This is a genomic window from Stenotrophomonas sp. YJH_SMC_133 (genome assembly GCF_059370655.1).
On record NZ_JCAFTW010000002.1, the window covers coordinates 107562 to 127044 of the forward strand.

The following is a 19483-nucleotide window of genomic DNA, read 5'->3' on the forward strand; positions in this document are numbered from 1 at the left end:
GGCGTCAGGCCCCGGCGGTGCTGCTGGCCAGCGTGGCGAATCCTGCCGCCAGCTGATCGCGCACCAGTGCATCGCGCGCGTCGCGGCTTTCAGAACCCAATACCACGGTGATCAGGCGTACCGGCTGATCCCGCCCGGGCACTGCCCGGCATGCGGTGGCGGCCAGGCAGAAGCCTGCTGCCTGGGTGTAGCCGGTCTTCAATCCATCCACGCCGTCATCGCCAAGCAGCGCATTCTGGTTGTTGCGGCTGAAGCTGCCATGCACGAACGCGCGCTGCGCGGTGATTGCCAGTATCTGCGGATGGTCATTCAGCAGGCAGGCGGCCAGCACCGCCATGTCGCGCGCGCTGGACGCATGGTGCGGCGTGGTGATGCCGGAGACGCTGGCGAACCAGCTGCTGCGCAGGCCGAGCTGGCGTGCGTGCCGGTTCATGCGCTCCAGGAACGCAGGCTGCGATCCGTCCAGGTGGCGCGCGATGGCCAGCGCCGCGTCATTGCCGGAGACGATCATCAACCCTTCCAGCAGGCGCGCGAGCGTGACCGTTTCGCCGGGCACCAGGCCCATGCGCGTTTCATCGTCGGCGACCGCATGCACGTCGTCGGCGGCGATGGTGACTTCGGCGCCCCACGAGCGCCCGCGCTCCTCGACACATTCGTAAGCCGCGTAGGCGGTCATCAGCTTGGTCAGCGAGGCCGGCTGCCTGGCGATATCCGCGTTGTGCTGGTGAATCACCGCGAAAGTTGCCGCATCGAGGGTGATGGACGACAGCGGTGCACGCGCAGGAGCAGGAGACGGCATGGAAGCGACGATGGCAGTGGGGACCCAGGAGGATAGTGTGCGGCGGCTGCACGAAGCTGAAATAATGCAACGATATAACGTATCGCCATTGTGGGCCGCCGATGGCCCGACGGGACATCCGATGACTGCACGCATTCCACGCCGCTGGCTTCATTCTTCGTTGCTGCTCGCGCTGGCCGCACTTGGCGGCTGCCAGCCCAGCCTGCGCGCCGAGGCTGTTTCCACCGCCGAAGCCGGTCCGCTCAATGTGATCGTGATGATCAACGACGGTGCCGGCTGGGGTACCTGGGACGCCGCCGCCTACTGGCAGTACGGCAGCCGTGACGGCGCACCCTATGCGGATTTCCCACTGCGCCTGGCGGTGACCACCTTTCCGTTGAACGCGAGCAGCCAGCCGACCGGTGACAACGCGCAGACGCTTGGCTACGACCCGGGCAAGGCCTGGGATGACGCGCCGGTTCCTGCGCAGGACCTGCCCTTTGCGGGCTACCAGTACCTGGCCGCGGTGGCTACCGACAGTGCGGCGGCGGGCACTGCGCTGTCCTCGGGGATCAAGACCTACAACAACGCCATCAACTTCAACAACGATGGCCAGCCGGTCGAGTTCAATACGCTGCGCGCCAAGCGCCTGGGCATGGCCACCGGCGTGGTCACCTCGGTGCCGTTCGCGCATGCCACGCCGGCCGCGTTCGCGGCGCAGAACGAATCGCGCAGCAACTATCACGCCATCGCACACCAGATGCTGGCGCAGGGCCACATGGACCTGGTGATGGGCACGGGTGGCCCGGGCTACAGCGTCGACGGCCGCGCCTGCCATGAAGGTACGGACGCGGCGAAGGCGGAGGGCTGTGCGAATCCATGGGAGTGGGTGTCGCAGCAGGATTGGCAGCAGCTGGAAGCGGGCAGCACCATCGGCGGCAATCCGGCGGGACCGTGGCGCCTGATCCGCAGCAAGGAAGCGTTCGCCGCACTGGCGCAGGGACGGTTGCCGGCCGACCGGCCGCTGATCGGTGTACCGCGCGTGGCCAACACACTGCAGCAGGCGCGCCAGCTGCAGGTGCTGGGCAAGGATGCAGGCACGCCTTCGGGAGTGAGGAAGATCGACAGCGTGCCCGATCTGGCGACGATGACGCGTGGCGCACTGCAGTTCCTGCAGCAGCGCTCGTCCAAGGGGCTGTACCTGATGGTGGAAGGCGGCGCCACCGACTGGGCCGCACATACCAGTGCGTGCGGCACCGAATGGCATTACGGCCAGTGCAGCGATCAGCCGCAGCATGGCCGGCTGATCGAAGAGACCGTGGAGTTCAATGACGCGGTGGAGGCGGTGGTCGACTGGATCGAGCGCAACGGTGGCTGGGAGCGCAACCTGCTGATCGTCACCACCGACCACGACAACAGCATGCCGATGGGCCCGGATGCACAGGACGTGGCTTTCGCACCGGTACGCAACAACGGTCGCGGCCGCATGCCCGGAATCAGCTTCCGCCCCACCGGCAACCACTCCAACGCGCTGGTGCCGCTGTGGGCCAGGGGCGCCGGCGCGGCGCTGCTGGGCAAGCGCGTGCGGGGCGTCGATGCCGGCTACCGTCAGCACGTGCGCTGGAACGACGGCAGCTACATCGACAATACCGACGTGGCTGCCGCAGTGCAGGAAGCGCTACAGCGTCCACGGTAACGCCCGGTTGCACGCGGGCTGTTGTCGAGGCAGCCTGCGCACATGCAGTCGGATATCCGCATCGACGGTCGTGTCTTCGCCTACGTCTTCCCCTGTGCGTGGGAAGACTACGCGAAGATTGGTTTCTCACGTGATCCGCTTGGGCGCATCAGCGCATTGCACCGGCGTTGGTTCGAGTTCTTCGATCTCGACGCCGGTGCGCTGGTGGAAGCGGAAAGCGAGCGCGATGCGCGGGATCTGGAGCTGCAGCTGCGTTCGCCGTTCAAGGCGCACCGCGCTCCGGCGCCGATGACGGTCCAGGACAAGGCTGGAGGCCGCACCGAATGGGTACGTGGTGCCAACCACGCTTTGTCGCTTGCGGTTGCCGGCCTGGGCGAACAGGGCTATCGCTGTTATCCACTGAAGGGATGGCTGCGAGCCGCGCTTCGCCTGCGCATGGACCGGCTGCACGACTGGGCGGCGGTGCAGCTTCCCGAAGACGAAGGCCTGCGGATCCCCGGTGGCCCCGGCGAAAGAGCGCTGCGTGACACCCTCGACGGTTGTCAGGCATTGGACATCGATCCGATCCCGTGGCTGCCTGAACACGTCCAACGCTGGTATGCAGGTTGAGGAGCGTTCAACGGGCTCGCGGCGGCTGAACCGGCGCGGCCGGTTGCCGCGCGGACTGCGGGGCAGGTGTGGACGGGCTGGCCAGCTGGCGTGCCAGCTCGGCGCTGGCCACGTGGCCCTGCAGGAACAACAAGCCGCCGAAGATGTTCATGAGCGTGCCTCCACTTGAGTGGATTGCACGATACGGGCAGCATGGACGGGCAAAAAGCGACATTTCCGCAAGCATGACTTGAGAGAATTTCAAGCCTAATGTCCCGCCCTCCGCTCCATGCCCTCCAGGGCTTCGTGGCTGCCGCCCGGCTTGGCAACCTGTCGCGCGCGGCGGCGTCGATGAACCTGACCGTCAGCGCGCTCAGCCACCAGATGAGGCAGCTGGAAGAACGGCTCGGGCAGCCGCTGCTGATCCGCCAGCCGCGTGGTATCACCCTTACCCTTGAGGGGCAGCGCCTGCTCGAGCAGGTGGGGCCGCATCTGGATGCGATAAACGAAGCCTTCCAGCCCTATGCCGCGCGTGCCGAGCACGTGCTGACGATCAGTGCGGTGCCATCGATGGCATCGGCCTGGCTGGTGCCGCGCCTGGGTCACTTCGTGGCTGAGCATCCGCAGATCGAGATCAACCTGCAGTCGAGTGAGCGCCTGATTGATTTCGAGCGGCAGCGCCAGTTCGACGCCGCGCTGCGGCTGGGCAGCGGGCAATGGCCGGGCCTGGTGGTGGAACCGCTGTTCGACGAGTGGCTGGTGCCGATGGCGAGCCCCGCGCTGATCGAGCGCATGGGGGGCATCGACCGTGTACCGCTGACCCAGTGGCCGCTGCTCGGTGATCCCGACGGCGCGTGGGGCGCCTGGTTCGCGTTGAGCGGGCAGAGCCCGCCATCGCGCTTCGTGGCGGTGCTGGATGATTCGGAGGCGCACCATCGCGCCGCACTGGATGGCGTAGGCGTGGCCCTTGGCCGGGTGACCCGGGCACGCCTGCTGCTGGAATCCGGCCAGCTGGTCGCGCTGTCCAGCCAGCGCCTGAAGACGGCGTGGCCGCATTGGCTGGTGTACCCGCAGCGCTCGGCCAGCCATCGCGGCTTCCTCGCGTTCCGCGACTGGCTGCATGCGCAGGCCGCCGAGCATGTGCAGCACATGGCGGACGCGCATCTGTAACGCCGCGCGGTGCTCGATCTCGACTCTACAGTCACTGCACCAGGGTGACCGCCTGCCCGGCACGCGCGAACGCTTCCTCCAGCAACGGGCCCGCCTTGATCGCTTCCACTTCCTCAAACAGCGCCCGCAGCGCATTGGCCGGGCGTGAGGCCGGTGCCGCCACTGCCTGCTGGATCGCGGTGAAGCGATCGGCCAGCACCCGATGGCCGGGATGTGCCTTCGCCCAGGCCGCCAGCGGCTGGCGTACACCGGCGGCGGCATCCAGGCGGTGCTGGTCGAACAGGGCGATGGCCGCTGCCGAGGTGTCCGCCCGCTCGATCGTGGCATGGCGCAGTTCCCGGCTCAGGAACAGGTCATAGGCCGCGCCACGCCCCACCGCGATGCGCAGTCCGTCGCGGTCGAGGTCGGCCACTTGCTGCGCCGGGCTGTCTTCGCGCACCAGGTAAGTGCCTTCGATCTCCACATACGGAGCGCTGAAGGCGATGCGGTCGGCACGCGCCGGATCGATCGCCAGGAAGGCCAGATCCCAGCCGTCTTCGCCCGCTGCGGCGACCACCGAGGCTGCGGCATCGTGGCAGGTGAAGCGTGCCTGCACCCCCATCCGTTGCGCCAACGCGGTAGCCAGTTCCAGCGAGGGGCCGCGCGGTGAGCGCGCATCGCCCTGTGCCAGCACCGGGTTGCCCAGGTTGATCGCCACGCGCAGGAAACCGTGCGGTGCCAGCGTACGTCGGTGGTCGGCCAGGGACATGCAGGACTCCACGGGGCAGGGGAGACCCAGCATGCCAACAACGGTGTCCGCGTGGCGTGGACTCAGCCGCGCGCGGCGAAGGTGCCGTGGAAGCCCAGTGGCACCGCATACGGCAGCCACGCCTGGGCCAGCGGACCGTCATCCACATGGCGCGCATCCAGCACGGCCAGGCCGCTGCGCTGGTTCACCGGATCGAGCAGGGTGCCGATCAGCCAGCCGTCATCGGCGTTGCGGCTGCCCGGGCGCGGTACGAACACATGCTCTTCGGCCATGATGTCCGCCCCGTAGTTCCAGAGCTGGCGGCGCCCGTGCTCGATCTCGAACGCGGCCGCCGCGTTGAAGTACGGCGCAGTGGCCGTGCCGTCGATGGTCGGCGCATACAGCCGTGCGCCACGTGTGTTCGCCGAGCGCGGGTCGAACAACGGGAACTCCACCGCGCTGATGCCCAACGTCTGCCAGCGGGCCTGTCCACGACGCAGGTCCAGATGCAGCTCGACCAGGCTGGCGCCACTGTTGGCCGCGTGTGCGCCATCACCGGCCATCGCTTCCTTCATCGGCGAGCGCGCCTCGTTGATGTCGTCGTGGCGCACTGCGCGCAGCACGATGCCGCCATCGCGGGTGAACGCGTCGCCGAAGTGGTAGATCGCCGCGAACGGGGCCTCGAACCATTGCGCCTTGTCCGGCGCATCCTTGGCGACCACCGCGATGCGCACCGGACGCTGCGGTGCGAACTGCATGCGCTCGAAGAAGCTGCCACCTGCGCCGGTGAAATCGAACGGCATCATCACGAACACCAGGTGCTGGTCGGTCATCGCGAAGGCATGCAGGTAGCCATGCTCGGGTGTTTCGATCACATTTGCGCTGCGCAGCTGGCCGTCCGCACCGATGTGCCAGACCAGCAGGCCATGGCCCCCCATCAGGCTGATCGAGCCGAAGTTCCAGAGGCTCCCGTCGTGGTCGGTCAGCGGGTGCGCCGAGAACGGCAGCGCCGCCAGGTCCGGACGCCAGGTGACAGGGCCAAGCGTCTGCAGCGAATCCGGGTCCACTTCGAACGCCGAACCGGATTCGCACAGGGCGAACAGGCGGCCATTGATCATCGTCACCGAGGTGTTGGCCACGTTGGCATCATCGTTGTTGCGTACCGCCAGCGCACCGGGAATGCTGGTGCCGGCGGCCGGATACTGGAAGCGGCCGGCCTTCTGTTCACGGGTGAATTTCGGCGTGGCAACCATGCGCCCGTGATGGGTCAGGCTGCCATCACCATTGAAGCGCCAGCCATGCACCATGCCGTCGCCGTCGAACCAGTGGTCGTAGCGGAAGCCATCGCGCTCGGTCCACGCCGGACCGTTGCGGTACAGCGTGCCAGCCAGGCCTGACGGCAGCTTTCCCTGCAACTGCACGGTGGCCGGGCCGAGGCTTTCGCTGCCGACGCTGCGCCAGCCGAGCAGCCAAGGGTGTTCCTGCATGCCCTGCGCGAACCGCGCCGGGTCGCCGGCGAAGGCGGGAGCGCTGCGCAGCGCGGTGGTGCCCAGGGCCAGACAGGCACTGCTGCTGAGCAGGGTACGAAGGAAGCGGCGACGGTCCATGGTGGCCTCGGGTCTGGATGCAGGAATCAGCGCAGGGTGATGTCGATGGCGGTGCCGGCGGCCGGTACGTCGACGCGCGCCTCGTCGAAGGTCGGCTTGCGCATCACCTGCGGGTTGTTGCTGAAGCCGTAGCCCTCCACCGGCATCCCGACCAGGTTGGTGTCGAGCTTGCCGTTGTCGTTCTCGTCGTGGGTGAGCAGCACGGCATAGTTGCCGGCCGGAACGCCCTTGAACGTGAAGTGGGCGCTGTCGCCGCTGGGCGCCGCCTGCTGGGCCTGCACGGGCCTGGCCTTGCCGTCCCAGGCAGCGGCGCTGTCGACCAGCGCAACGCGCAGGGTGCCGGTCTGCACACGGACGTCGTGCACGGTCACGGCCAGGTCGGCGGCGTGGGCACTGCCGGCGAGGGCCAGGGCAGTCAGGGCGGTGCTGAGCAGGGCGGTGCGGATCATGGCAGTGGCTCCGGAAGTGTGTGTGGCGGTGTGGCGCCAGTCTGCGTGCGGCGCTGCACCGGGTTCAGGGCCAGTGGTCATCGATTCGACGTGCCAGAAGTCACTTTCTGCGCCGGACCCATTGCCGCCGGCGTGTGCGGCGGTCAGCATCTGGCCATGCCCAGCCTGTTCCGCCATCTGTTGCGTCCCCTCAGCCTCGCCGGCCTGGCCACCGTGCTGGTGGTGGGCCTGTCATTCGCGGTGCAGCGCAACGGTGCCGGGCTGAGCCTGCTGCTGCTTGCCGTGTTCCTGCTGCTGTTCGTGGTGCACGGCTGGGCGTCGGTGCCATCCCGCGTGCGCGCTGTCGCGGCGGTGTTGCAGGCGTTGCTGGCGGTCGTGCTGGTTGCGCTGCAGCCGCGTACCGGCACCGCACCGGTACTGCTGGTGGTGCTGGTGGCGCAGCTGGCCGAGCATTGGCCACCGCGCTTCGTGCTGGCTGTTGCACTGCTGGCCAACCTCGCCATGTATCTCGTGCTGCGCCACAGCGGCTTCAGCCAGCCGCTGCTGGTGGTGCTGCTCTATGGCGGCTTCCAGGCCTTTGCCGCACTGACCGCACACTATGCCCGCAGCACGGCGCTGGCCCGCGATGACCTGGCCCGCGTCAATGCCGACCTGCTGGCGACACGCGCGCTGCTGGCCGACAGTGCACGCGACGCCGAGCGCCTGCGCCTGGCGCGCGAACTGCACGATGTGGCCGGGCACAAGCTCACCGCGATGCGCTTGAACCTGCGTGCCCTTGCGGCCGACCCTGTGCTGGCCGGGCGCGAAGGATTGGTGCTGGCCGAGCAGCTGTCCGGCGAGTTGCTGGCCGACATCCGCCAGGTGGTGCAATCGATGCGCGATGATCGCGGCCTCGATCTGGCCACCGCATTGCACGCGCTGGCCGCGCCGTTCCCGCGCCCGAAGCTGCAGCTGCAGATCGGCGAGTGCGTGCGCGTGGTTGACCCGCTGATGGCCGAGACCGTGCTGCGCCTGGTACAGGAAGCGCTGACCAATGCCGCCCGGCATGGCAACGCAGACACCGTATGGCTGACGATCAACGAGGAGGATTCCCGGTTGCGTATCGACATCCGTGACGACGGCCAGCGCGCCGAACGTATCCGCGAGGGCAACGGCATCGCCGGCATGCGTGAGCGCCTGGCCGCAGTGCGTGGCCAGTTGGAACTGGCCCGCACCGCACAGGGCGGCATGCACCTGACCGCCTGGGTGCCGGCATGAACGGCAGCGCGATCCGTGTTGCCCTGGCTGACGACCAGGCGCTGGTCCGCGCCGGGCTGCGTGCGTTGTTGCAGGGGTTGGGCGTGGACGTGGCGCTGGAGGCCGAGGAGGGCCAGGCGTTGCTGGACGCGCTGTCCACCCAGCGCGTGGATGTTGTGCTCAGTGACATCCGCATGCCCGGGATGGACGGCATCGAAGCAGTGCGCCAGCTGCGCGCGCGCGGCGATGCCACGCCGTGGCTGCTGCTGACGACCTTTGATGAAAGTGACCTGCTGCTGCGTGCCAGCGAGGCCGGCGCACAGGGCTTCCTGCTCAAGGACGCCGCACCCGCAGACCTGCGCGAGGCGATCGAGCGCGTCGCCGCAGGTGAAACCCTGCTGCTGCCGGTCAGCACCGAGCCGGTACGCGCCCGCTACCGCTTCCACGATGAAGCACCGCCCACCGATACCTTCGGGGAACGCGAGGTGGCGATCCTGCGCTTGCTGGCCGGTGGCTACAGCAACAAGGAGATCGCGCGCAGCCTGTTCCTGGCCGAGGGCACGGTGAAGAACTACGTGTCCGCCATACTCGACAAGCTGGGCACCCGCGATCGCACCCGTGCGGTGCTGAAGGCGATTACCCTGCGCATCATCTGAGTGGACCGAGCAAGGAGTGCCAGTGAACCCGATCCTGCATGTGGAAATCCCGGCCAGTGACCTGGACCGTGCCATCACGTTCTACCAGCGGTGGCTGCAGGTCGCGGTGGACGAACCTGTCGTGCTGCACGACTGCCGGATGGCCTACCTGCCGTTCTCCGATGAGGCCGCCGGTGCCAGCATTGCGCTGGTGCTCGGCGCGGACTACCGGCCTTCCGAACAGGGGGCGCGCGTCTACATCGGCGTCGATGACCTGGATGCGAGCCTGGAGCGAGCACTGCAAGCGGGCGCCGAGCTGTGCTTCGGACCCGCCGATGCGGGCGACTGGCGCGTGGCCGAGATCCGCGACAGCGAAGGCAATCGCATTGCGCTGCAGGCGCGCGCTGCTCTGTAGAGCCGAGACCACGCTCGGCTGCTGTTGGCCCAGCCGCTCCAGCTCAGCCGAGCATGGGCTCGGCCCTACAAGGTCGCGGCGCGCGAGCGCTGCAGCCAGTCATTGATGGCCGGGTCCAGTCGCGGGTCGTCCGGTAGCTGCATGCCGAAGCGCTGTTGCAGCACGGCACGCACATCACCCACATCATGCAGCGGGCGCTTGTCCGGTGCCTGCCCGGGGCGATACTCGGTGTAGTTGCCGCTGCCGATGGTGCGGCGCCAGTCCGGCCCGGTCAGCGACGCGCGCAGCTGCCCGGGGAAACTGGAATCGGGATGGGTGCACACGTACCAGTTGCCCACCACGTTGTCGATCGGTGCCGGCGCCTGCAGGTCGAACCGATACATCGCCCGCCAACCATCGTTGGACTCGGCCGACAGCACGAAATCACCCTCGTCGGGCAGGCGCTGCAGCAGATAGCGTTCGTGCGGCGTGGCCTGCGGCTGCGGATCATGCAGGCGCAGCGGCACGGTCGGGGTCAGGCTGCCGAAACCGGCATCCACCAGCCAGTCGCCGCTGTCTACGTTCACGCGCAGCAGCAGGTGGGTACGCGCGGTCAGTTCGCCGTCCTGGGCGGCCAGCAGTACCCGCGCGCTCAATGGCTGCGCATCGAAGCCCAATGCCTGCAGCAGCGCCAGCAACCCGCCATTGAGTTCGAAGCAGTAACCACCGCGGCGCTCGTCGAGCAGCTTGCGCTGCACGCTGTCCAGGTCGATCGGCACCGCATCGCGCAGCAGGCAGCTGAGGGTCTCGAAGGGCAGCAGTGCGTTGTGGCGCTGCTGCAGCAGGGTCAGGCCGGCCAGGGTCCGCGGTGGCGGTGCATCCAGCTGCAGGCGCTGCAGGTAGCGGGGGACATCGAGCGTCGTCATGGAGACACCGGGCGGGGGAGGGATGTCCACTGTGCTCCCCCAACCGGGGTTGAGGTCAAGCGCGGCGGCCGTGTCATGCCTCCGTCGCCTGCACCCGGTACAAAGGCCGCGTCCACCAGCGATGGGGGGACGCAGACGAAGAAAGCGCTAAAGTTGTCCTGAGTCAGGCCGATACAGGTGCGTCTTTCCGCCTGGAGTCTGTCATGTCGGCCGTTGTCCCCCACCTCCGGTCCCTGCGCACGCGCCTTGCTGCGTTGCACTCGGCGTCCCCCGGGCTGCTGCGCTGGCTGCAGCCACATCGGCTCAGCGTGGCCAACAAGCTCAAGGCCACACTGTGGATCTGCGGCCTGGGCCTGGTGGCGATCGCTGCTGTCTACGCCTGGACTGGCCATGCCAACGCACTGGCTGCGCGCAGCCAGGCCAGCTACCAGCGCGGCAGCGATCTGGCTGCCAGCCTGTCCACGCGGGTGGCCGAAGCGCGTCGCCTGCAGACCCAGTATGCACGCAGTTTCGATGATGCCGACCGCGCGCAGCTGTTGGCCACGCAGAAGGCGTTGCAGACCGATCTGCAGGCGCTGCGCGCGATGCCGATGGATGCGGGCCGGCGCAAGGCCCTGCAGGCGCTGACCGAAGCCGCCGACGCGTTCTCGCAGGGTGTGGCCGCCCTGTTCGAACGGGTCGACGAGATGGGCCGTGGTGATGCCGGCCTCGCTGCGCAGCTGCAGCAGGCCGCCGACACCCTGCAGGCGCAGGTGGATGTGCAGCAGCGGCCCGCGCTGGCGCTGTCCCTGCAGAAGATGCGAAGGCAGGAGGCACTGCTGCTGCTCGACGGTGATTCCACCCACGCCGACCGCGCCAGCGAGGAGAAGCTGCCGTTCGACCTCGCGCTGGCGGGCCTGCCTGCGGATGTGCAGGACACCCTGCGCACCGGGATGGAGGCGTATCAGGCCGCACTGCTGGGGTATACCGCTGCCCGCGTCGGCCTGGATGTGGAAGCGCAGTCGCTGCTGGATACCGCCACGGGCGTAGCGCCGGCGTTGGCCGCATTCCAGCAGGCACAGGTGGCGGCGCTGGGCAGGGCGCAGGCACGCCAGCAGGCCGGCGCGCGCACCATGAGCGTGGTGTTCGCACTGACCCTGCTGCTGGTGGTCGGCGTGCTGATCACCAGCCTGGTGCTGGTGCTGCGTGCGGTGCGCCAGCCGATCCAGGACACCCTGCGTTTCGCCAGCGACATCGCCGACGACCGTCTCGAAACCACCCTGCGCGTCTACAACGCCAACGATGAAATCGGCCAGCTGGCCCAGCGCCTGGTCGACATGCAGCAGCGCCTGCGCGCGCGCATCGAGACCGAGCGTGCGGTGGCCCGCGTCAACACCCGCGTGCGCCAGGCATTGGACAGCGCACAGGCCGGCTTGATGGTGATCGATGCCGAAGGCCTGGTGGCGTACGCCAATCCGGCGCTGCTGCAGCAGCTTGCACTCCGGCTTGAAGATCTGGTGGGGAGCGATGCGGTACGCCTGCATCCGGCACTGGCCAGTCTGGCTTGCGTGCGCCAGCGCGAGGAGCGCGAGATCGGTCATGCCGGCGTCCGCTACCAGTTGATCGCCAATGCCATCACCGACGAAGGGCATTTCCTCGGCGTGGCAGTGGAGTGGCGCAGCCGCGCGCTGGAAACGCTGCTGGAAACCGAAGTGGCAGCACTGGTCGACGCCGCCGCACATGGCGACCTGCACGGCCGCATCGCGCTGGAGGGAAAACAGGGCTTCGTGCGCACGTTGTCGACCAGCATCAACCGCCTGCTGGCGACCTTCGAGACCAACCTCGGCGATCTGCAGGCGCTTCTGGCGGCGCTGGCCCGTGGTGACCTCAGCGTGCGCATGGAAGGTGAGCTGCAGGGCGTGTTCGCACGCATGCGCGACGATGCCAACGCCACGGTCGCGCAACTGGGCCGCATCGTCACCCGCATCCAGCAGGCGACGTCCAGCCTCGACACCGGTGTGGGTGAGATCGTTGCCGGTCACCATGATCTGTCGCAGCGTACCGAACAGCAGGCGGCCAACCTTGAAGAGACGACAGCGTCGATGCACGAGTTGACCGACACCGTTGGCCGCAACGCCGATGCCGCGGGCCGCGCCGATGCCCTGGTGCAGGGGGCGGCCGCGGTGGCCCAGCGCGGTGGCGAGGCCGTCGGCCAGGTGGTCGCGACCATGCATGGCATCAGCGAGGCCTCGCGGCGGATCGGCGACATCACCCAGCTGATCGATGGCATCGCTTTCCAGACCAACATCCTCGCGCTGAATGCCGCGGTGGAAGCAGCGCGCGCAGGTGAGCAGGGCCGCAGCTTCGCCGTGGTGGCTGCGGAAGTGCGCCTGCTGGCCCAGCGCAGTGCCGAAGCGGCCAAGCAGATCAAAGGACTGATCGAGGATTCGGTGGCGCGTGTTGGCCAGGGCAACCAGCAGGTCGAGCAGGCGGGCATCACGATGGGCGAGATCGTTGGCAGCGTGCAGCAGCTGGCCGAGCTGCTGGCCGGTATCCGCAGTGCATCGCAGGACCAGCATGCCGGCATCGCGCAGGTGAAGCAGACCATCGTGCAGATGGAAGCCAGCACCCAGCGCAACGCCAGCCTGGTGGAAGAGGCTGGTGCCTCCACCGCGCAGATGCAGGCGCAGGTACACGCGCTGGCCGAAGCGGTGGGCGCGTTCCAGTTGCAGTCGATGCCACAGGCGCGCGCTGCGGCCTGATCGTGCTCCGGTAGTGCCGGCCGCTGGCCGGCACTACCCTTGTGGCTCAATACACGTCGCGACGGTAGCGCCCGGTCTCCAGCAGCGTTTCCACTTCTTCATCACCCAGTGCTTCGCGCAGCACCTGGTCCACGCCTTCGGCCATGCCCAGCAGCGAACCGCAGACGTGGATGACCGCACCACGCTGCATCCAGTCGCGCAGGGCATCGGCTGCTGCACGCAGGCGATCCTGCACATAGCCGCCCTCACCATCGCGCGAGAACGCCAGGTCCACCCGCGCGAGATGGCCATCGGCCTGCCACGCTTCGATCTCATCGGCGAACAGGAAGTCGTGCGCGCGCTGGCGTTCGCCGAACAGCAGCCAGTGCCCGTGTTCACCTGCATGCGCGGCTTCGCGCAGCAGGCTGCGCAGGCCCGCGATGCCGGTGCCATTGCCGATCAGCACCATCGGCGCACCGCCAACGCGATGGAAACCGGGGTTGCGGTGCACGCGGGCCACGATGCTGGCACCGACCGGCGCATGCAGCGACAGCCAGCCCGAACCCAGGCCGGTGCGTCCGGTTTCGTCATGGACCAGCCGCACCACCAGTTCGACCGCACTGTTATCCGTACAGGATGCGATGGAGTACTCGCGCCCCGGCAGCAGTGGCAGCCCTGCCAGCCAGAGGCACGCATCCTGCACCGCCAGCGCAGCATCGGCATCGGGCAGCTCGCGCTCGCTGGCCAGCGCCAACAGCGTGCGCGGCTGGCCGTCAATCAGCAGCGGCTGCTGGGGATCCAGCCCATGTGCCTTCAGCACCGCAGCGGCGTGCCGCGCGTTGTGGCGGGGCGCGATGTGCAGGATGTCGCCCGCCTGCCACTGCACATCGGCCGGTGGCGCAAGACGGATGCGCCAGATGGCGCCGCCCATGCTGCCTGGATTGAGGCGGTCACGGCCGAGCAGGCGCCACTCGTGCATCTGCGTCGCGGCCGGCAACACGCTGTCATCGGTGGCGATGCCGGTCAGCGCGCCGAGATGTTGCTGCCACTGGCGCAGCGCCGGTATCGCGGCGGCATCGACATCGATGCGCTCGAACAGCGCACGTGCGCCGTTGCCCAGCAGCCAGCCATCGAATTGGCGGCCAAAGCCGCAGTAATGCGGGTACTGGCGGTCACCCAGGGCGAGCAGGCCGAACTGCAGGCCCGACAGATCGGGCGCTTGTGCCAGCAGCCGCCGCGCAGCGCCCCGTGCCGCATCCGGCGGTTCGCCATCGCCGAAGGTGCTCAGCACGAACAATGCCTGCGCAGTGCGCGCGAGCTGCGTGGCATCGACCCGGGCCAATGGCAGTACCTGCACGCCATGGCCAGCGGCCTGCAGCTGCGCGGCGGCACGCCAGGCCAGCTGCTCGCCCAGCCCGCTCTGGCTGGCATGCACGACCAGCCAAGGTGCGCGGCCATCATCGGTGGCAACCGGCAGCGACCGGCGCAGCCCGCGCGCGGCACGCTGGCTGCGGCGGCGGTCCAGGTACAGCATCCAGCCGGTGATGAAGAACAGGCTCATGGCCAGACTGCTGAGCATCACCACGACACGCCCGGGCATGCCGAAGTAGCTGCCCGAGTGCAATGCGAACACGCTGGTGGCCAGCTGCGCGCCGGCGCCCTGGCGCGCGTAGGGGCGCGAATCGAGGATTGCCCCGCTGGCCGGATCCAGCTGCAGCAGATCATGTGCACGGTCATGGTGGCCACCGCGCTGTGACGGATCGCCAGCCATCACCCGCACGTTGAGCGCCTGGCCAGGCTTTTCCGGCAGGCGCAGGTCGATGTAGCCGGTGTGCACGCCGGGCAGGGCATACAGCGTGGCTTCGATGCGCTCCAGGTTCAGGGTGGCGCCGGTGGCGACCTTGTGCTTGGCGGCCGGTGCGACGCCAAGCAGCGTATTGGCGGCACTGCGATACCAGTCGAAGGACCACCACAGGCCGGTCAGCGCACTCATCAGGTAGATCAGCAGCACCCAGGTGCCGACCACCGAGTGCAGGCTCCACAGGAAGCCACGGCCGCTGCGTTTCCATTCCACCGCCAGCCAGCTGCGCCAGTGCCACCAGCGGCGCGGCCAGCGCAGGTAAAGACCGGACAGGGTGAAGAACAGCAGCGCGATCGCACAGCTGCCGGTGATCCACTTGCCGCGCTCGCCCGCGGCGAGGTGGCGGTGCAGGTCCTCGACGAAGTCGAAGAACGCCTGCCCACGCAAGGCACTGAAGCGCTCGCCGCTGTACGGGTCGAAGTAGACCCAGTGTTCCTTGCCACCAGCGAAGCGTGCCACCGAGGGCCGCTGCCCGGTGGCGTCCACGCGCAGGCGCTGCAGGGGGCGATCACCGCCGGCCTGCAGCAGCGGCACCAGTTCGCTGAGCGCAAGTGGAAGCTGGCCATCGGCATGGTGCTCGGCGATCTCGGCGAAGCCGGGATTGGCCGCCCGCAGCAGTTCGTCCTCGAAGGACAGCGCGGCGCCGCTGAGGCCCATCACGGCCAATACGGCACCGGCGGTGATGCCCAGCAGCCAGTGCAGTTGGAACAGGACGTTCTTGAACATGGAAGGAGGAGGGCCTGGAAGGCTGCCGCCCGCATCCTGCGCAACAGCAAATGAGAATTAGTCGCGGAATTCTCCGTGGCGGACGGGCTACGGTCAAGGAGGGTTTTGTTGCAGGGCTTTGCAGCCCTGCACCCGCTACAAGCCGGAGCAACGTCAACGTCAAAAGCTGGCTTCCCGTGGGTTGGCGGGGTGGGTCCGGTTGAGGGGGACGCTGCAAGTCCCCCTCCGGGGCCCGGCCCAGCCGCTGGCGGCTGTGCGTTCGGGCGCTTGCGAAGCAGTGCTTCGCAAGCAAAGCGCCCTCACCCATGTAAGCTCGGTCGCCGCATCCATGCGGCTCACGCCCCCTCAACCGGACCCACCCCGCCTTCGACAGTTTCCTGCGATCTGTCGGAAATACTCTTGGGGTCAGATCCGTTTTCCGTAGGAAAACGGATCTGACCCCGGAATTTCATTCGATATCTGACAGATGTGTCGACCAAGGTCGACACCTACCAACAGCCGCGAAGATCTGTCAGAGGCGGGGCGGTGTCGGAGTGCGGGGTGTCAGCCGCATGGATGCGGCTGCCAAGCTTACAGGGACGTACTTGCAGCGTCCCCGCACTCCGACACCGCCCCGCCATCCCACGGAATGCCCGCTTTGGCTTTGGCTGTTGCCGTTGCATCGAGCAGGGTGCAGGGCTGCAAGCCCTGCAAAAAACACCCTCACTTCACCCAGCTGTCGATCTCGCCGTGGGCGAACGGTCCCAGCTTTGCCTTCACCAGCCGCCCCTGCGCATCGAACAGCACGCTGTAGGGCAGCAGGCCCTGGGTATTGCCCAGCTGCACGCTGGCATCGCGCGGCCCCGGGGTCTCGATCACGATCGGATAATCCACCGGTACCCGCTGCAGGAAACCGCGCACGTCCTCCGGCGTATCCAGCGCCAGTCCCAGCACCTGCACACCGTGCTCGCCCTGGATATGTGCGAAACGCGCCAGTTCGGGCATTTCTTCAACGCAGGGCGCGCACCAGCTGGCCCAGACATTGATCAACAGCGGGCGACCGCCAGCGTGCTGGCGCAGGTCCAGCGGCCGGCCTTCAAGATCGGGCAGCGACAGCGCGGGCAGGCTGTCGCCGACCTGCAGGGCAGGTGCCGCAGCCGCCACAGCAGGCGCCGCTGGCATGGCCTCAGGCGCAACCGGCGCAGGAGCCAATCGATGCCCGGCCCACAGGCCGAGGCCGGCGGCCAGCACCGCTGTCCACAGCAGCGCTGGCCGTTGCCACTTCATCGTGCGGTGCGCAGCAGCGCTTCCTCCACCACCGCCTGGGTCAGCAGGGTCGGCAGCACGGTCGGCGGCGCGCCGGGGCCGTACACCACGTACAGCGGTACGCCGACGGCCTTGTGCTCTTCCAGGAACGTGGTGATCTGCGGATCGACGTTGGTGTAGTCACCGCGCATGTACACCGCGTTGGTGCGCTTGAGCAGGTCCTTGAACTCCGGCCGCGACAGCACGGCACGCTCGTTGGCCTTGCAGCTCACGCACCAGTCGGCGGTCATGTTGACGAACACCACGCGGTTGTCGGCGCGCAGGCGGTCCAGCAACTGCGGCGAATACTCCACCACGTTGTCGCTGGCGGCCTGTGCGGCGCGTGCCGGCGCTGCCAGCTGGGTCACGCCCCAGGCCGGTACCAATGCGCCGATCGCCAGCAGCACGCCGAGCAGGGTTACTGCACGCGAGCCGGTCCAGCGGTTGCGCTCGAACAGCCACAGGCCGAAGGCGAACAGCAACAGGCCACCCAGCACCAGCGCCATGCCGTCCACGCCGCGCTGCTTGCCCAGCACCCACAGCAGCCACAGCGCAGTGGCGTACATCGGGAAGGCCAGCACGTGCTTGAGCGTTTCCATCCACGGGCCGGGCTTGGGCAGGCGGCGCGCCAGCGCCGGCACGAAGCCGATCAGCAGGAACGGCAGCGCCAGGCCCAGGCCGAGGAACAGGAACACGGTCATCGCCTTCAGCGGCGGGGCAATGAACGCGTAGGCGATCGCGCCACCCATGAACGGGCCGACGCAGGCACTGCCGACCACGCAGGCCAGCGCACCGGTGAAGAAGTCACCGGCCGGGCCGCTGCGGCTGGCCAGCGACTGGCCCAGGTTGCCGATGCCGCCGCCCAGGGTGAACACGCCGGACAGGCTCAGGCCTACCGCGAACATGATGTAGGCCAGCGCCGCCACCACGCCCGGGTGCTGCAGCTGGAAGCCGATGCCGACGGCGTTGCCGATTGCGCGCAGGCCCACCATCAACGCACCGATCACCGCGAATGCGACCAGCACGCCCAAGGTGTACCAGAGCGCGTGGCTGCGTGCGCGCTGTGGGCTTTCGCCACTCTGCGCCAGGCTCAGGACCTTCAGCGACAGGATCGGCAGCACGCAGGGCATCAGGTTCAACACCAGGCCGCCGGCCAGCGCCAGCAGCAGCACCCAGACGAACGAACGGTCCGGGTTCGGTGTGGTCGCCGGCGGGCGCGTACGCAGCGCGTTGTCACCGCGCGCATCGGCGGCGAATTCATTGCCGTCCACGGTGCCTGCGACGGCCGGGGGGGCGGCATCCGTATTGGGCACCGTCGGCAGCAGGCGCAGGGGGGCGCCGTTGGCGCCTTCGCGTGGCGCCGCAGCCAACGGGCTGATTACCTCGTTGCGCGGCGGTGCCTGGTCGGCGCTGGCGCTGACCTTGCCGGCCGGGATCGACAGCTTCACCCGGCGGGTCATTGGCGGGTAGCAGATGCCATCGGTCTGGCAGCCCTGGAAGGTCACCACGAGGGTGCCGTCAACCGCGTCGGCAACCGTGCGCCGCAACGGCAGCGGCACTTCCACCTGGTTGAAGTACACCGAGACATCGCCGAAGTGCTCGTCGCGATGCGACTGCGCGGCTGGCCAGCGCGGCGTGCCGGCCTGCACGCCGGTGCTGCCTTCCAGCTTCAGCGAGGTGCGGTCGCGATACAGGTAGTAGCCCGGTGCCGGACTGAAGCGCAGCAGCAGGGTGTTGCCGTCGCTGGCGATGGCATCGAAGCCGAACGCCTGCTCCGACGGCAGCGGCAGCGCCTGGCTGTTGCTGGCCGCACCCGGCAGGCGCAGGCCGCCGCTGTTGCCGGCACCGGCCAGTGGGTTGTTGAACGGACTGGCCGCACCGGCGCGCGCGGCAGGGGCCGCGGCCTGTGCACCGCTGCCGGGCAGGGTGACCTGCACCACGCGCTTCTGCGGCGGGTAACAGACACCGGCATCTGCGCAGCCCTGGTAACGCACTTCCAGGCTGATGGTGCTGGCGGCCTCGGTCGGCGTGCCGGGCAGGGTGGCCTGCAGGCGCTCGCGATAGGTTTCGACCTCGCCGAAGAAATCGTCGTGGTGCTTGTCGCCCTTGGGCATCTGCAGCGCGCCGGCATTGAAGGCCGGGTCGGCCCTGACGCTGGTGCGGTGGCGATACAGGTAATAGCCGGGCGCGATCTTGAACTGCAGCTGCACCTGGCCCCGTTCGGGGGCACTGGCGGTCAGCGCGAACGCCTGGTCCACCGGCAGCAGATCCTTCTCATCCAGGGCGAAGGCGGGCAGCGAGAGCCACATCAGGGCGCACAGGGCGGCGCCACGCGCAAACAGAGTCTTCAATCAGTGTCCTCCCGGGTCTGTGCCCGGATCCAGTCCAGATACGCCGGCAGGCCGGCCCGGGTTTCGACCGCGATGCACTCCGGGAGTTCATACGGATGCAGTTCGACGATCCGGGCGATTGCGTCATTGACGCGACTCGCGGTGGTCTTCACCAGCAGCTGCAGCTCGGCGTCGGTGGTCACCTCGCCCTGCCAGCGGTAGGTCGACTGCGCGCCATCGAGGCGGGTCACGCACGCGGCCAGGCGCTCGCCAACCAGCGCGTGCGCGATGCGCTCGGCACTGGGCCGGTCCGGGCAGGTGGTCAACAGCAGTAGGACGGGATCGACGGTCGACAT

17 protein-coding genes are annotated in these 19483 nt (G+C 68.3%); 7 read left to right on the top strand and 10 right to left on the bottom strand.

The features are described from left to right. Positions 1-4: 4 nt before the first annotated feature. Positions 5-799, bottom strand: a complete 795-nt coding sequence (locus AC5P78_RS03035; RefSeq protein ID WP_171968905.1) for a D-alanyl-D-alanine carboxypeptidase family protein — start codon at positions 797-799, stop codon at positions 5-7. A 121-nt stretch (positions 800-920) separates the two neighbouring features. Between AC5P78_RS03035 and AC5P78_RS03040 the strand changes: the two genes are divergently transcribed. After that, on the top strand, positions 921-2474 hold the full coding sequence (locus tag AC5P78_RS03040; RefSeq protein ID WP_414498355.1) for an alkaline phosphatase: 1554 nt from the start codon (positions 921-923) through the stop codon (positions 2472-2474). A gap of 42 nt (positions 2475-2516) precedes the next feature. Beyond that, the gene (locus tag AC5P78_RS03045) at positions 2517-3083 is read left to right on the top strand and encodes a GIY-YIG nuclease family protein (protein ID WP_165711085.1); all 567 of its coding nucleotides are present in this window, start codon (positions 2517-2519) and stop codon (positions 3081-3083) included. 7 nt (positions 3084-3090) lie between these two features. Here AC5P78_RS03045 and AC5P78_RS03050 read toward each other — a convergent pair whose 3' ends face one another. Further along, complete coding sequence (locus AC5P78_RS03050; protein ID WP_165711084.1) at positions 3091-3234, bottom strand: hypothetical protein; 144 nt, start codon at positions 3232-3234, stop codon at positions 3091-3093. A gap of 98 nt (positions 3235-3332) precedes the next feature. Between AC5P78_RS03050 and AC5P78_RS03055 the strand changes: the two genes are divergently transcribed. Continuing rightward, complete coding sequence (locus tag AC5P78_RS03055) at positions 3333-4232, top strand: LysR substrate-binding domain-containing protein (protein ID WP_005411241.1); 900 nt, start codon at positions 3333-3335, stop codon at positions 4230-4232. A gap of 31 nt (positions 4233-4263) precedes the next feature. Here the strand turns inward: AC5P78_RS03055 and AC5P78_RS03060 are convergent, their stop codons facing one another. From AC5P78_RS03060 to AC5P78_RS03070, 3 genes are all read right to left on the bottom strand, one after another. After that, positions 4264-4980, bottom strand: a complete 717-nt coding sequence (locus AC5P78_RS03060) for an ABC transporter substrate-binding protein (protein WP_043034550.1) — start codon at positions 4978-4980, stop codon at positions 4264-4266. A 62-nt stretch (positions 4981-5042) separates the two neighbouring features. Further along, the gene (locus AC5P78_RS03065; protein WP_065183224.1) at positions 5043-6566 is read right to left on the bottom strand and encodes a carotenoid oxygenase family protein; all 1524 of its coding nucleotides are present in this window, start codon (positions 6564-6566) and stop codon (positions 5043-5045) included. Positions 6567-6592: 26 nt separating this feature from the next. Then, the gene (locus tag AC5P78_RS03070) at positions 6593-7015 is read right to left on the bottom strand and encodes a DUF2141 domain-containing protein (protein WP_043034552.1); all 423 of its coding nucleotides are present in this window, start codon (positions 7013-7015) and stop codon (positions 6593-6595) included. 156 nt (positions 7016-7171) lie between these two features. Between AC5P78_RS03070 and AC5P78_RS03075 the strand changes: the two genes are divergently transcribed. From AC5P78_RS03075 to AC5P78_RS03085, 3 genes are read left to right on the top strand one after another with little or no spacing between them, the layout of a single operon-like run. Continuing rightward, the gene (locus tag AC5P78_RS03075; protein ID WP_043034553.1) at positions 7172-8272 is read left to right on the top strand and encodes a sensor histidine kinase; all 1101 of its coding nucleotides are present in this window, start codon (positions 7172-7174) and stop codon (positions 8270-8272) included. Further along, positions 8269-8907 (top strand): response regulator transcription factor, encoded by a 639-nt coding sequence (locus AC5P78_RS03080; RefSeq protein WP_005411236.1) that lies wholly within the window; start codon positions 8269-8271, stop codon positions 8905-8907. The genes AC5P78_RS03075 and AC5P78_RS03080 overlap by 4 nt, the downstream gene beginning before the upstream one ends. Before the next feature lie 22 nt (positions 8908-8929). Continuing rightward, entirely contained in the window at positions 8930-9301 is a 372-nt protein-coding gene (locus AC5P78_RS03085) for a VOC family protein (protein ID WP_005411235.1), read from the top strand. 65 nt (positions 9302-9366) lie between these two features. On the opposite strand, the gene AC5P78_RS03090 is transcribed toward AC5P78_RS03085, so the two are convergent. Further along, positions 9367-10206: an arylamine N-acetyltransferase family protein gene (locus AC5P78_RS03090; protein WP_043034554.1), complete on the bottom strand. Its 840-nt coding sequence runs from the start codon at positions 10204-10206 to the stop codon at positions 9367-9369. Between the two features lie 203 nt (positions 10207-10409). Here AC5P78_RS03090 and AC5P78_RS03095 point away from each other — a divergent pair, with 203 nt between their 5' ends. Next, complete coding sequence (locus AC5P78_RS03095; protein WP_495217147.1) at positions 10410-12947, top strand: methyl-accepting chemotaxis protein; 2538 nt, start codon at positions 10410-10412, stop codon at positions 12945-12947. 46 nt (positions 12948-12993) lie between these two features. On the opposite strand, the gene AC5P78_RS03100 is transcribed toward AC5P78_RS03095, so the two are convergent. From AC5P78_RS03100 to cutA, 4 genes are all read right to left on the bottom strand, one after another. Continuing rightward, positions 12994-15513 (bottom strand): PepSY domain-containing protein, encoded by a 2520-nt coding sequence (locus AC5P78_RS03100; protein ID WP_138970060.1) that lies wholly within the window; start codon positions 15511-15513, stop codon positions 12994-12996. Positions 15514-16215: 702 nt separating this feature from the next. Beyond that, positions 16216-16779, bottom strand: a complete 564-nt coding sequence (locus AC5P78_RS03105; RefSeq protein ID WP_005411231.1) for a TlpA family protein disulfide reductase — start codon at positions 16777-16779, stop codon at positions 16216-16218. Then, complete coding sequence (locus tag AC5P78_RS03110) at positions 16776-19148, bottom strand: protein-disulfide reductase DsbD family protein (RefSeq protein WP_049419062.1); 2373 nt, start codon at positions 19146-19148, stop codon at positions 16776-16778. Before AC5P78_RS03110 ends, AC5P78_RS03105 begins: the two co-directional genes overlap by 4 nt. Next, on the bottom strand, positions 19145-19483 hold the full coding sequence (cutA, locus tag AC5P78_RS03115; protein ID WP_012481391.1) for a divalent-cation tolerance protein CutA: 339 nt from the start codon (positions 19481-19483) through the stop codon (positions 19145-19147). Before cutA ends, AC5P78_RS03110 begins: the two co-directional genes overlap by 4 nt.

Bases quoted from the DNA above. Each gene is read 5' to 3' on its own strand.
- AC5P78_RS03035 (WP_171968905.1), bottom strand. From the start codon at position 799: ATGCCGTCTCCTGCTCCTGCGCGTGCACCGCTGTCGTCCATCACCCTC.
- AC5P78_RS03040 (WP_414498355.1), top strand. From the start codon at position 921: ATGACTGCACGCATTCCACGCCGCTGGCTTCATTCTTCGTTGCTGCTC.
- AC5P78_RS03045 (WP_165711085.1), top strand. From the start codon at position 2,517: ATGCAGTCGGATATCCGCATCGACGGTCGTGTCTTCGCCTACGTCTTC.
- AC5P78_RS03050 (WP_165711084.1), bottom strand. From the start codon at position 3,234: ATGAACATCTTCGGCGGCTTGTTGTTCCTGCAGGGCCACGTGGCCAGC.
- AC5P78_RS03055 (WP_005411241.1), top strand. From the start codon at position 3,333: ATGTCCCGCCCTCCGCTCCATGCCCTCCAGGGCTTCGTGGCTGCCGCC.
- AC5P78_RS03060 (WP_043034550.1), bottom strand. From the start codon at position 4,980: ATGTCCCTGGCCGACCACCGACGTACGCTGGCACCGCACGGTTTCCTG.
- AC5P78_RS03065 (WP_065183224.1), bottom strand. From the start codon at position 6,566: ATGGACCGTCGCCGCTTCCTTCGTACCCTGCTCAGCAGCAGTGCCTGT.
- AC5P78_RS03070 (WP_043034552.1), bottom strand. From the start codon at position 7,015: ATGATCCGCACCGCCCTGCTCAGCACCGCCCTGACTGCCCTGGCCCTC.
- AC5P78_RS03075 (WP_043034553.1), top strand. From the start codon at position 7,172: ATGCCCAGCCTGTTCCGCCATCTGTTGCGTCCCCTCAGCCTCGCCGGC.
- AC5P78_RS03080 (WP_005411236.1), top strand. From the start codon at position 8,269: ATGAACGGCAGCGCGATCCGTGTTGCCCTGGCTGACGACCAGGCGCTG.
- AC5P78_RS03090 (WP_043034554.1), bottom strand. From the start codon at position 10,206: ATGACGACGCTCGATGTCCCCCGCTACCTGCAGCGCCTGCAGCTGGAT.
- AC5P78_RS03095 (WP_495217147.1), top strand. From the start codon at position 10,410: ATGTCGGCCGTTGTCCCCCACCTCCGGTCCCTGCGCACGCGCCTTGCT.
- AC5P78_RS03100 (WP_138970060.1), bottom strand. From the start codon at position 15,513: ATGTTCAAGAACGTCCTGTTCCAACTGCACTGGCTGCTGGGCATCACC.
- AC5P78_RS03105 (WP_005411231.1), bottom strand. From the start codon at position 16,779: ATGAAGTGGCAACGGCCAGCGCTGCTGTGGACAGCGGTGCTGGCCGCC.
- cutA (WP_012481391.1), bottom strand. From the start codon at position 19,483: ATGTCGACCGTCGATCCCGTCCTACTGCTGTTGACCACCTGCCCGGAC.